Origin of the sequence: Halomonas ventosae (genome assembly GCF_004361885.1) — a bacterium.
GTDB lineage: Bacteria > Pseudomonadota > Gammaproteobacteria > Pseudomonadales > Halomonadaceae > Halomonas > Halomonas ventosae_C.
The window spans coordinates 38,468-50,624 of the sequence record NZ_SNWH01000014.1 but is presented as its reverse complement, the minus strand read 5'-3'; the positions used below and the strand labels follow the sequence as shown (position 1 = coordinate 50,624).

General features: G+C 65.3%; 13 protein-coding genes. 6 read left to right on the top strand and 7 right to left on the bottom strand.

Annotation, left to right across the window (positions count from 1 at the left end; all coding sequences use genetic code 11):
• The first annotated feature begins 4 nt into the window (after positions 1-4).
• From DFO68_RS11150 to DFO68_RS11135, 4 genes are all read left to right on the top strand, one after another.
• On the top strand, positions 5-2,017 hold the full coding sequence (locus tag DFO68_RS11150) for a TRAP transporter permease (protein WP_133483742.1): 2,013 nt from the start codon (positions 5-7) through the stop codon (positions 2,015-2,017).
• Positions 2,018-2,111: 94 nt separating this feature from the next.
• Entirely contained in the window at positions 2,112-3,002 is an 891-nt protein-coding gene (locus DFO68_RS11145; protein WP_133483741.1) for a prenyltransferase, read from the top strand.
• A 145-nt stretch (positions 3,003-3,147) separates the two neighbouring features.
• Positions 3,148-3,657 (top strand): 5-(carboxyamino)imidazole ribonucleotide mutase, encoded by a 510-nt coding sequence (gene purE, locus DFO68_RS11140; protein ID WP_133483740.1) that lies wholly within the window; start codon positions 3,148-3,150, stop codon positions 3,655-3,657.
• Between the two features lie 28 nt (positions 3,658-3,685).
• A complete protein-coding gene (locus DFO68_RS11135; protein WP_133483739.1) occupies positions 3,686-4,813 on the top strand; it encodes a 5-(carboxyamino)imidazole ribonucleotide synthase in 1,128 nt (375 codons plus the stop codon).
• Here the strand turns inward: DFO68_RS11135 and corA are convergent.
• From corA to DFO68_RS11100, 7 genes are all read right to left on the bottom strand, one after another.
• Positions 4,810-5,763 (bottom strand): magnesium/cobalt transporter CorA, encoded by a 954-nt coding sequence (gene corA / locus DFO68_RS11130; RefSeq protein ID WP_133483738.1) that lies wholly within the window; start codon positions 5,761-5,763, stop codon positions 4,810-4,812. The genes DFO68_RS11135 and corA overlap by 4 nt on opposite strands.
• Positions 5,764-5,915: 152 nt before the next feature.
• Positions 5,916-6,683 (bottom strand): transporter substrate-binding domain-containing protein, encoded by a 768-nt coding sequence (locus DFO68_RS11125; protein WP_133483737.1) that lies wholly within the window; start codon positions 6,681-6,683, stop codon positions 5,916-5,918.
• 146 nt (positions 6,684-6,829) lie between these two features.
• Positions 6,830-7,561 carry an ABC transporter permease gene (locus tag DFO68_RS11120; RefSeq protein WP_133483736.1) on the bottom strand — a complete coding sequence of 244 codons (732 nt, stop codon included), beginning with the start codon at positions 7,559-7,561 and terminating at the stop codon, positions 6,830-6,832.
• On the bottom strand, positions 7,561-8,265 hold the full coding sequence (locus DFO68_RS11115) for an ABC transporter permease (protein ID WP_133483735.1): 705 nt from the start codon (positions 8,263-8,265) through the stop codon (positions 7,561-7,563). Before DFO68_RS11115 ends, DFO68_RS11120 begins: the two co-directional genes overlap by 1 nt.
• Before the next feature lie 24 nt (positions 8,266-8,289).
• Positions 8,290-9,060, bottom strand: coding sequence for an ABC transporter ATP-binding protein (locus tag DFO68_RS11110; RefSeq protein WP_133483734.1), 771 nt, complete (start codon positions 9,058-9,060; stop codon positions 8,290-8,292).
• Between the two features lie 246 nt (positions 9,061-9,306).
• On the bottom strand, positions 9,307-10,293 hold the full coding sequence (locus DFO68_RS11105; RefSeq protein WP_133483733.1) for a succinylglutamate desuccinylase: 987 nt from the start codon (positions 10,291-10,293) through the stop codon (positions 9,307-9,309).
• Entirely contained in the window at positions 10,283-11,110 is an 828-nt protein-coding gene (locus tag DFO68_RS11100; protein WP_243726492.1) for a DUF1338 domain-containing protein, read from the bottom strand. Before DFO68_RS11100 ends, DFO68_RS11105 begins: the two co-directional genes overlap by 11 nt.
• Position 11,111: 1 nt before the next feature.
• On the opposite strand from DFO68_RS11100, the gene DFO68_RS11095 reads away from it, so the two are divergent.
• Together DFO68_RS11095 and wrbA are read left to right on the top strand one after the other, a co-directional pair.
• The gene (locus DFO68_RS11095; protein ID WP_133483732.1) at positions 11,112-11,354 is read left to right on the top strand and encodes a hypothetical protein; all 243 of its coding nucleotides are present in this window, start codon (positions 11,112-11,114) and stop codon (positions 11,352-11,354) included.
• Positions 11,355-11,478: 124 nt separating this feature from the next.
• Positions 11,479-12,075 (top strand): NAD(P)H:quinone oxidoreductase, encoded by a 597-nt coding sequence (wrbA, locus tag DFO68_RS11090; RefSeq protein ID WP_133483731.1) that lies wholly within the window; start codon positions 11,479-11,481, stop codon positions 12,073-12,075.
• Positions 12,076-12,157 lie beyond the last annotated feature (82 nt).

Sequence of the window (12,157 nt, the reverse complement as noted above, 5' to 3'; positions counted from 1 at the left end):
CACGATGAGCGATTCGGGTACCTCCCCGATCATTCCCGGCAGCCAGGCGAACCATTCCCGTCCGGTGTTGTGGCTGATTACCCTGGTGGCGGTGGGACTGTCACTGTTCCAGCTCTACTCCGCCGGCATCCAGCCGCTGGGGCTCTTCTACCAGCGCAGCATCCACCTGATGCTGATCATGATGCTGGTCTTTTTGATGTTCCCGCTGCTGGGCCCTAAACATGATCGCGGCCCAATCAGTGGCCTCATCGACACGGTCTTCCTCGCCGGGGCGCTGGTCACCGGGGGCTACCTGGTGCTGTTCCTCGACGAGATCATCAACCGTGCCGGCTTCTGGAGCCAGACGGACATCGTGGTCGGCTGCATTGCCACCGTCACCGTGCTGGAAGCGGCGCGCCGGGCGGTGGGCCTGGGCATGACCATCATCGGCCTGGTCGCCATCCTCTACGCCTTCGCCGGCCCGCGCGGCGAGCTGCCGTGGCTCGGCCAGTTCCTGCCTGGCATCCTCGAGCACCGCGGCTACAACCTGGACCGCCTGGTGGGCCAGCTCTACCTGGGCCAGGAGGGCATCTTCGGCCTGCCCATGGGGGTAGCCGCCACCTATATCTTCATCTTCGTGCTGTTCGGTGCCTTCCTGGAGATCACCGGCGCCGGCAAGTTCTTCATCGACCTGGCCTATGCTGCCACCGGCCGCCAGCGCGGCGGGCCGGCCAAGGCGGCGGTGATCGCCTCGGCCGGCATGGGCTCGATCTCCGGCAGTGCCATCGCCAACGTGGTGACCACCGGGGCCTTCACCATCCCGCTGATGAAGCGCCTGGGCTTCAAGCCGGCCCAGGCCGGGGGCATCGAGGCGGCGGCTTCCACCGGCGGGCAGATCATGCCGCCGTTGATGGGCGCGGGGGCCTTCCTGATCGCCGAGTACACGCGGATGCCCTACCTCGAGGTGGTCAAGGTGAGCATCCTGCCGGCGGTCATGTACTTCGCCACCGTCTACCTCTTCGTGCATATCATCGCCCTGAAGCAGGGCATGCAGGGCATGGCGCGCTCGGAACTTCCGCAGATGCGCGACGTGATGGGGGCCGGCTGGCACTTCCTGCTGCCGCTGCTGGTGCTGGTGTGGCTGCTGGTGATGAACATGTCGCCGATGCGGGTGGGCTACTACGCCATCCTCACCATGCTGGCGGTGGCGGTGATGCGCTTCGCGGTGTGGTTCCTGTTCATCGCCCCGCGCGAGGGCCAGAGGGTGACCGCAGAGACCCTGCGCGAAGCGCTGAAAGCCGGGCTGGTCAAGCTGGTCGGCGGCCTGGAGCTGGGCGCGCGCAATGCCGTGGCCGTGTCCATGGCCTGTGCCGTGGCCGGCGTGATCGTCGGCGTGGTGGGCCTGACCGGGCTGGGACTGAAGTTCTCCTCGATGATGATGGCCTTCTCCGGCGGCAACCTGCTGCTGGCGCTGGTGATGGTGCTGCTGGCCAGCCTGGTGCTGGGCATGGGGCTGCCGGTCACCGCCAGCTACATCGTGCTGATCGTGCTGGTGGGCCCGGCGTTGACCGCCGAGTTCGGCGTGCCGCTGCTGATTGCCCACCTGGTGGTGTTCTGGTATTCCCAGGATTCCAATGTCACGCCACCCATCGCGCTTGCCGGCTTCGCAGGCGCCGCGATCGCCGGGGCCAAGCCCATGGATACCGGCTTCCAGGCCTGGAAGTTCGCCAAGGGACTCTACCTGATCCCGCTGTTCATGGTTTACAACCCGGAGATCATCATGGGCGGGCCGCTGCCGGTGCTGGTATGGACCGCCTTCATCGGTTTCCTGGCCCTGGGGGCTTTCGCCGCCGCCTTGGAAGGGTTTTTGTTCACCCGGATGTCCTGGCCGATTCGCCTGGTGCTGCTGCCGGCGATCGCCGCGGCCTTCTACCCCAGCCTGGTGGTAGAGATGGCGGGGGTGGCGGTGATGGTGCTGGGGCTGGCCGGCAACTGGCTGGCCAGCCGACGAGAGTCGCAGGCCATCGGGGCTAGTTGAGGCCGGGTTTTGCCCCGGGGCTTCGCCACTGCCGGTGTATCCCTGGCAGACACATACGTTCCGGTCAGTGATCTTCTTGCAGTGCAGGGGCCTCATGTCGACCAGTACCATCGCAAGAGCCGCTCGTCCCAATTTCCTGGTGCTGGCCCCCCTTTGCGTGCTGCTGGGGCTGGGCCTTGTGGCCCTTCAACCGGTGACGCTTTGCGCGATTGATATCGTGCTGGTGCTGGTCGGTGGCGTGCTCGCCCATGCCGCGGTAAACCTGCTCAACGAATACGAGGATTTCCACTCGAGACTCGACCTGATGACCCTGCGTACCCCCTTTTCCGGGGGAAGCGGGGCCTTGCCCGAGACGCCCTCGGCCGCCCCCTTGGTGCGGTTTGCCGCCTTGCTGGCGCTGATGGGCGTTATCATCATCGGCGGCTATTTCCTGTGGTGGCGCGGCTTACCGATGTTGGTCATTGGGCTGGGTGGGGTTGGCCTGGTGGTGGCCTATACCCGCTGGATCACCCGCATGCCCTGGTTGTGTCTGCTGGCGCCGGGACTGGGTTTTGGCCCGGTGATGGTGCTGGGCACGCTGGTGGCACTGGGCGGGCGGATCGACGCGGCATCACTGATCGTCTCGGGGGTGTCTTTGTTGCTGGTTAGTGAGCTGCTGTTACTCAATCAGTTCCCCGATGTGGATGCCGACCGACGCATCGGTCGGCGTCATCTGCCCATCGTGCTGGGTCTCCGCGGTGCCTCGAGAGTCGTGAAGGTGTTGCTGCTGGGTGCCTATGCGATGATTGCCCTGGGGCAGATCAGTGGCGTCTTGCCGGCCGGCGTCTGGCTGGCCTGGCTGCCAGCGCCCGCCGCTTACTGGGTCGTTCGCCGGCTGTCCGAGGCGCTGGAGAATCCCGCCTTGCTGCTCAGTGTGCTGGCCGTCAATGTGGCCACGTTACTGGCCACGCTGGTACTGCTGGCATCGGGGCTATGGCTAACCTAGTCGAGAGGCAGGATTGATCGTCCAATGTCTCGTGGCCTCGAGATGGGGATAGGGATGACGGTGCAGGTCCGCAGCTTTAGAATGTGCGGCTTTCCTTTCCGCACTCTTTACCTACCGTACTGAGGCAGTTGCCGAGGAGCAGGCCATGCAGTCCGATACACAGGCGCCGAGGGTTGGCGTGATCATGGGGTCGACGTCCGACTGGCCGGTGATGGAGCATGCGGTGGCGATGCTCGAGCGGCTGGGCGTGTCCTGCGAGAGCCGGGTGGTTTCCGCCCACCGCACCCCCGACCTGCTCTTCGACTACGCCAAGGGCGCGGCCGAGCGGGGCCTGTCGGTGATCATCGCCGGCGCCGGCGGGGCCGCCCATCTGCCGGGCATGGTGGCCTCGCAGACCGCGCTGCCGGTGCTCGGCGTGCCGGTGGAGTCCCGGGCGCTCAATGGCCTGGATTCGCTGCTCTCCATTGTGCAGATGCCCGGCGGCATCGCCGTGGGGACGCTCGCCATCGGCAAGGCCGGCGCCACCAATGCGGGGCTGATGGCCGCGCAGATCGTTGGCCTGCAGGATGCAACCGTGCGCGCCGCCGTGGAGGCATTCCGCGCCGAACAGACCCGTAGTGTGCTCGACCATCCTGATCCGCGTCCCGACGTCTGATCCAGCGAGATAAATGAAGGAGCCCACCATGAATATCGGCGTCCTCGGTGCCGGTCAGCTCGGCCGCATGCTGGCCCTCTCCGGCTACCCGCTGGCCAACCGTTTCACCTTTCTCGATACCACCGGCCATCCCAGCGCCGGCATCGGCGATGTGATGGTGTACACGGACCAGCAGCCTCTGCTCGACGCCTTCCTGGCGAAGGTCGATCTGGTCACCTACGAGTTCGAGCACCTGCCGGTCTCGCTGGTGCAGGCCATCGAGGAGCACCGGCCGGTCTATCCCGGAAGCCGAGCGATCCGCATCTGTCAGAATCGCGCCGAGGAGAAGGCGCTGTTCGATCGCTTGGGCATTCCCACCCCGGCCTACCGCCTGGTGGAAAGCGCCGACGAGCTGGAGGCCGCGGCCCGCGAGCTGGGCTGCCCGGTAGTGGCGAAGTCGCTCACCGAGGGCTATGACGGCAAGGGCCAGGCGGTACTCAAGAATTCGGCCGAAGCCCACGAGGCGTGGCGCGCGATCAACCACCCGCGGCTGGTCGTGGAGGCCTTCGTCGACTTCGTGCGCGAGGTGTCGATCATCGCCGCGCGCGGTCGTGACGGCGAGGTGGCCTTCTATCCCATGGCCGAGAACCAGCACGTGGACGGCATCCTGCGCTACTCCATCGCGCCCCTGCCGGACCTGGACGAGCAGGTCGAGCAGATCGCCGATGGCTACATCCGTGCCCTGCTCGACGCGCTCGACTATGTGGGCGTGCTGACCCTGGAGCTCTTCCAGTGCGCCGATGGCAGCCTGCTGGCCAACGAGATGGCCCCCCGTGTGCACAACTCCGGCCACTGGACAATCGATGGCGCGGTGACCAGCCAGTTCGAGAACCACCTGCGCGCCATCCAGGGCCTGCCGCTGGGCGACACCTCGGCGCGCATGCCGACCTGCATGGTCAACATGATCGGCCGCGAGGGCGAGGCGGCCGAGGTCCTGGCCCTGCCGGACGCCCACCTGCATCGCTACGACAAGCGCGAGCGAGCCGGCCGCAAGCTCGGTCACGTCAACCTGCTCGCCCCCACCCACGCCGAGCTGCTGGAGCGGGTGCGCGCCTGTGCGGCCCTGCTGCCGGACGCCCCCGCGCCCCGCTTCAGCTTTGAGGAGTCAGGCTCCTAGAGCCAGTTCTTGTGCTTGAAGTAGAGGTAGGGAGAGACCCCAGCCACCACCATCAGCCCCAGCGCGAATGGATAGCCGAAGGGCCAGGAGAGCTCGGGCATCACCTCGAAGTTCATGCCATAGATGCTGGCCACCAGGGTCGGCGGCAGAAAGACCACGGCCGCGATCGAGAAGATCTTGATGATCTGGTTCTGCTGGATGTTGATAAACCCCTGGGTCGAGTCCATCAGGAAGTTGATCTTATCGAACAGGAAGGAGGTGTGCGTCATCAGGGTCTCGACGTCGCTCATCACCTCGCGGGCGGTCTCCCGCAGCTCGGTTTCATCGCGTAGGTGGCGGATGAGAAAGAGCATCGAGCGCTGGGTGTCCATGAGGCAGAGCCGGATCTTGCCGTTGCTGTCCTCGAGCTTCGCCAGCTGGTCGATGGCCTCCTCGAGGTCGGCATCCTCCTGCTCGAGCACCATGTGGCTGACGTGCTCGAGCTTGCGATGGATGTCCTCGAGGGTATCGGCGAGATTCTCCACCTTCTGTTCGAAGATCGTCAGCATCAGTGACTGGGCGGAGGTGGTCTCCACCTGGCCGCTGCGCGCGCGCAGGCGCAGCAGGCGGAAATCGGCGATCTCGGTATCGCGGAAGGTGATCAGCCGCTGGGGCTGCAGGATGAAGGCCACGGTGGTGTTGCCGTGGCGTCCCTCGCTATACGACAGGAACAGGGAATGCACGTGGATGCCGTCGGCATCGACGAAGTAGCGCGCCGAGGATTCGATCTCCTCGACGTCGTCGTTGGCCGGCAGTTCGTCGGCGAGAAAGGCGTTGAGCCGTTCCCGCTCTTCTTCGTCCAGCTCGTGGGCGTCGATCCAGGTCGCATCGGCGAGGCGCTCGGTCAGCGAGCGCCCGTCCGGTTTGGCCTCATGAATGGTGTGGTGGTGGAGCTGAAAAGTGCGAATCATCGACGTCCCCGCTGAGTCTTCATGAATCCGCACAGGTTAGGCGTTTGTTTTCCCCGCGCCAACTCCTTGTTGTGGCACGCATGCTTAAACAGCAGAGGATGCGGGCATTCGTCAGCGTCGTTATTCACCAAAGTACTTATTCACCAAAGTACTTATTCACCAAAATACTTGGCGTGAATCTCGTCGTAGGTGCCGTTCTCCTTCAGCGTCGCCAGGGCCTCATTGAAGGCCTCGGCCAGTTCCTGGTCACGCTGGCGGAAGGCGATGCCGAAGCCTTCTCCAAAGTATTCCTGGGGCTCGGTGATCTTCTCGCCGACGATCTTGTAGTCGCCTGCCTCGCTGTCGAGCAGGGTGGACTTGCCGATCGGGAAGTCGAGGAACACCGCGTCGAGGCGCCCCGAGTCCATGTCCAACACCATGTCATCGGCGGTGGCGTAGCGGTTGACGTCGGCCACGTCGCCGTACAGGTCGGTCACGTAGTTGTCCTGCAGGGTGCCGCGCTGCACGCCAACGGTGAGGCCCTCGAGGGTCTTCTTGGACGGGGTGCCGATCTCGATGTCGCTGGGGGCGAACCAGGCCGAGGGCGGGGTGAGGTAGGGGTCGGAGAACAGCACCTGCTCACGACGCTGCTCGTTGATGGTCATCGACGACATGATGGCGTCGTACTTGCGCGCCTGTAGGCCGGGGATGATGCCGTCCCAGCCCTGCACGACCCATTCGCACTGGATGCCGATCTCGGCACACAGGGCGTTGCCCAGGTCGATGTCGAAGCCGGTCAGCTCACCCTCGGGGGTGCGATATTCCATGGGCTCGTAGGGCACATCGACACCGATACGAATGTCGCGTACCTCGGCACTCGCGCTGCCGGCCACCAGGGCGACGCCGAACAGGCCGAGGCTCAGGATCTTGTGTAGTTTCATGGGGGTCTTCCCGTGTGGTTGGGGATATCACCTCGTGGGTGACGACCTGACCACGGTAGCGGATGTCCGGGGTCGTCGGAAGGGGCAGCCGGTCGCTATCAAACGGCGGTTCCCAACGCTTGTCTTACGCTCCTTGTGGTCGTCGGTCAGCCGCTGGCCGGCTTGAGGTGCGCCAGCAGGCGCCGTTCCAGGTAGCGAAACAGGTAGAGGATGGCGAAGGTCAGGCAGAGGTAGATGGCCGCCACGAACAGGAAGGCCTCGAAGGGTGCGTAGTAGCGGGCATACACGAAGCGGGCGGCCCCGGTCAGGTCCATGATGGTGACCACGCTGGCGATGGCGCTGGCATGCAGCATGAAGATCACCTCGTTGCCGTAAGCCGGCAGGGCGCGACGGAAGGCGCTGGGCAGCACGATGCGTCGCAGCATCAACCCCCGGGACATGCCGTAGGCGCGCGCCGCCTCGATCTCGCCGCGCGGCGTGGACTTGATGGCACCGCGGAAGATCTCGGCGGTGTAGGCCGCGGTATTGAGGGTGAAGGCGATCAGCGCCGGTACAAAGGGTTTCTCGAGAATCACCCATAGCCAGGTTTCCTGGATCCCCTCGATGAACACCACGCCATAGTAGATCAGGTAGAGCTGGACCAGCAGCGGCGTGCCGCGGAACACATAGCAGTAGAGAAAGATCGGCAGGCTGATCCAGCGATGTGGCGAGCCGCGGCCGATGGCCAGCGGTACCGCCAGCACCAGGCCGATGATCAGCGACAGGGACACCAGCTGCACGGTGGTGATCAGCCCCTCGCCATAGTAGCCGAAGGTCTGCAGGGTAAAAATGCTGTTGTCGGCGAGCTGGGCCTCAAGCCAGGTCATCAGGGTGTCCATCAGTCTGCCTCCCGGTAGCCGACGTCATAGCGTTTCTGCAGCCGTGCGAAGCCCCACTCCGAGAGCGTGGCGATCAGCAGATAGATGGCGGCGACGATGAGCATGAAGGTGAAGGGCTCACGGGTGGCCTTGGAGGCCTCTGCCGCTACCCGGACCATATCGCTGAGCCCGATCACCGAGACCAGGGCGGTGGTCTTGAGCAGCACCATCCAGTTGTTGGAAAGGCCCGGGATGGCGTGGCGCATCATCTGCGGGAAGCGGATGCGGCGGAATACCAGCCAGTGGCTCATGCCGTAGGCACGGCCGGCCTCGATCTGGCCGCTGTCCACGGCCAGGAAGGCGCCGCGGAAGGTCTCGCCCATGTAGGCACCGAAGATCAGGCCGATGGTGACCACGCCGGCGACGAACTCGTTGACATTGATGAAGATGTCCCAGCCGAAGTGTTCGTAGAGCTGGTCGGTGATCATGTTGATGCCGATCTGGCCACCGAAGAACAGCAGCATCATCAGCACCAGGTCAGGAACGCCGCGGATGAGGGTGGTGTAGAGGGTGCCGATGTGGTGCAGGATCCAGCTGCGCGACATCTTGGCGCTGGCGGTCAGAAGCCCCAGCACCACCGAAAGGATCAGCGAGAGTATGCCCAGCTCGATGGTGACCATAGCACCCTCGAACAGGCGCGGGCCGTAGCCATGCAGATCGATCATGGAAGCCTCCTCGTGCGTTCCATCTCAGTGCTTGGGCGTCAGGAACTGCTTGAGCCGCTCGGAATGCGGGTTGTTCAGCACTTGCTCCGGCGGGCCGGCTTCCTCGATCCGCCCCTGGTGGAGATAGATGACCTGGGAGGAGACGTCGCGGGCGAAGGCCATCTCGTGGGTGACCACGATCATGGTGCGCCCCTCCTTGGCCAGGTCGCGCATTACCTTCAATACGTCACCGACCAGCTCCGGGTCCAGTGCCGAAGTGGGCTCGTCGAAGAGCATCACCTCCGGGTCCATGGCCAAGGCGCGGGCGATGGCCCCGCGCTGCTGCTGGCCGCCGGACATCTGCGCCGGGTAGTAGTCGGCATGGGCGGCCAGGCCAACCCGTTCGAGCAGTTGCCGGGCATGGGTGATGGCCTGCTTCTTCGGCTTGCCCAGCACATGCACCGGCGCCTCGATGACGTTCTCGAGCAGCGTCATATGTGCCCAGAGGTTGAAGCTCTGAAAGACCATGGAGAGCTTGGCGCGCATGCGCACCACCTGCTTCCAGTCGGCCGGTTCGCGGCCGTGTCGGGTCTGCTTGAAGCGGATCTCCTCGCCGTGGACAATCACCTCGCCCTCGTCGGGTTGCTCGAGCAGGTTCATGCAGCGCAGGAAGGTACTCTTGCCGGAGCCGGAGGCTCCGATCAAGGTAATCACATCGCCCTTGTGGGCCTTCAGGGAGAGGCCCTTGAGGACTTCGGCATTGCCGAATCGCTTGGTGATGTGGCGCACTTCCAGCGGAATGGGGGTATCGGCCATGGAACGGGCTCCAGATCGTGGGCGGTCCGCTGCATCGAGAGTCGCCCGGCGCGGCCGGGGACGTGGAAGGGGGCGATTCTAGCAGGCCGGAGGCGCTTCGGCAGCGGGGCGCGGCGAGCCGGGTATTCTATACGTGGCCGGGGCGGGGATGGCATGGGTCATGACGGGGCTCCTGGGGATTGTTGTTGTGAGTTGTTGTTATGAATTGATGTTGTAAATGGCCGGGGGTGTCGAGCAGGAGGTGCCTCAGCCCGGTGGCGGGCTCGGTACCACCAGCAGCGCCGCCCGGGCACCGATCTCGACCTGGGCATTGGGAAAGACCACCGAGAGGGCGGTGTCACCGACGCGTGTCTCGCCGGCGACGGCATCTTCCGCCAGCAGGGTGCCCGGCGGGAATTCAGAGAAGTTGGGTGTATCGTCCGGGAAGCAGAGTCGGAACGCCTCGCTGTGGCGCAGCAGTTCGTGCTCGACGCGAAAGAAGGCCATGGTGCCGGGCTCGCCGGTAGCCGGCACGCGGCCCTCGAGCAGTGCCTCGAGCATCCGGCCCATGGGGGCCAGGGGAGCGAGGTCGTTGTGGCCGAACGGTAGCGCGCGGCCCAGCTCCAGGGTGAAGGCCGCCGCCCCATGGTAGTGCTTCGAGTGGTGCGAGAAGGTCCAACTGTGGCGGTGCTGGTGCAGTACCGCCTGGATGCCGGCGCCCGCCAGCCAGCGCCACTGCTCGGCAGGCGTCGGCGTCGCGGTGAAGGGCTCGACCACGAAGCGCGGGAAGCGGCTGTCGCGGATCGCCGTGTGCAGGTCGTAGTGCAGGCGCTCCCGGCCGGGGTGGCGGGCGTAGAAGGCATCCACCTCGGCCATCAGCACCCGGGCCCGGTCGGGCTCGTCACCGGCCTGATCGAGGTCGCGCCGGAACAGCCGGTTGAGGTTGGTGGCGACACAGCGCTGGCCGCGCTGGATCGCCTCGGGGTTGCCCAGGATCACCAGCAGCGGGGCCCCCAGGCGCAGCAGCCCGGCCTCCAGCCGGGCCAGGACCTCGCCCAGCAGCTCCATGGGGGCCGTCTCGTTGCCGTGGATACCGACCGAGAGCACGCAGGCCCTCGCCCCTGTTGCGGGGGTGTCCGGCGCGAGTTCGAGCACCCCCGGGGCGAGCAGCCGGAAACGCCCCCCGGCGATCCTGCCCTCGCTGCGGGAGGGGGCACGCCCCTCCAGGCCCTGGTCGAGCCACTCAGCCAGCATGGTCGGGCTTGGCGTCGGTGGACTCGAAGATCCGGTCGGCACTGGCGGCGACGAAGCCCTGATAGAGCCGGCCGTCCGCATCCGGATAGCGCCGGGCGAACTCGTAGTAGCAGGTGGGAATCTCCTCGATCCTGCCACCGGAGAAGGTGAAGGGCATGCGGTCGGCGAGCGTCGAGGCTTGCTCCAGCAGCACCTCGAGGGAGCCCTTGATGCGACCGCCGGAGGCGTTGATGGACAGGCCCAGCGACTCGACGCGTGCCAGCAGCTTCTCCAGGGTATCGTGGCGGCGCAGGTGGTTGACGCTGATCGTGAAGTGGTTGGCTCGCAGGCCGATGATCGACAGCCAGGCGGCGTACTCGCTCTCCTCGGCCAGGGTCTGATACTCCGCCCAGGTCGGCGCTTGCCATAGGCGACCCGCCCACATTACCTCGGGTGAGGCGACACGGGTGGGATCGATCTGGGCCACCAGCTCGTCGATGATCCGCTGGGCCGGGGCCGAGAGCTCTCGACACTTCAGCTCCGAGAGGAATACCCGTGGCTGATTCTCCTGCGGCGGCAGATAGCCCCAGGCGTGCAGCTTCTTGGCTTCGAAGTCGTAGGGTTCCAGTCGGGTATAGCCCAGCGCCATCAGATGAGGCTCCAGATCGGCCAGGCGGATGGGGCCCCGATCGAAGGTGCGAAAGGCCACATGGTCGTTGACGATGGTCTCGCCATCGGCGACCAGGGCGTCATGGATGCGGATCGCCTGGGGGGTCATGGCGGTGTAGTCGTCCCACAGGCGGGTGAAGAACGGCTCGAGGCTCATCTCAGAGGGCATAATGGCACCTATTATCGGTGTTGTCGGTATGGTGGCAGCTGCTCTTACCCTCGCGCCTGTCGTTGGTGGACTCAAGCTCGCGGGTCGGCCGGATGAAAGTGACCGGCCCCAGGGTGAAAATCCGCGTCTGACCGGGCCAGGGCGCAGCTTCGGCGAGGCCTTCGTCGAGAGAGGGCGCAACCGGCGCGACAACCTGACCGCAGACCGGGTGCGGATTCTCGAGGGCGTATGGCGCTGGGCGTGATGTTTCGTTTCGTTCGACCGGTCGCGTCGAATTTCTTCGCTTTCTTTCGTTTTCGGCGATTCTACACTGGGGATTCACTACCAATACCACTGAAACGACGAAAACGATGAGAGGAGGCGAACGAATGACCCGGATACTGGTGCTCTATCATTCCATGTATGGCCATATCGATACCCTGGCCCGCACGGTGGCCGAAGGGGCGCGCGAGGTCGAAGGCGTCGAGGTTACTCTCAAGCGGGTGCCTGAGACCATGGACCCCGAGGCCTTCGCCAAGGCCGGCGGCCAGTCCTTCAACACCCCCGAGGCGAGCCCCGATGAGCTGGCCGACTTCGATGCCGTGATCTTCGGCAGCCCGACCCGCTTCGGCAACATGTCCGCCCAGATGCGCACCTTCCTCGACCAGACCGGTGGCCTGTGGGCGGGCGGCAAACTCCGTGGCAAGGTGGCTAGCGTCTTCATCTCCACCGGTACTGGCGGCGGCCAGGAGACCACCATCACCTCCTTCTGGCACACCCTGGCGCACCACGGCATGGTGATCGTGCCGCTGGGTTATGGCATCGGCGAGCAGTACATCTTTGACCAGGCCGGCGGCGGCAATCCCTACGGTGCCTCCACCATCGCCGGGGGCGATGGCTCGCGCCAGCCCGACGACCGAGAGCTCAAGATCGCCCGCTTCCAGGGTGAACACGTGGCACGCATCGCCGCTAAGCTCGCTGGCTGACGTCTCACCAAGCCTTGCCACGAATTAGGCCCCGCCCAGTTGCTCCGTGAAGGAGAGCAGGGTGGGGCCTGATCGTTGCTGG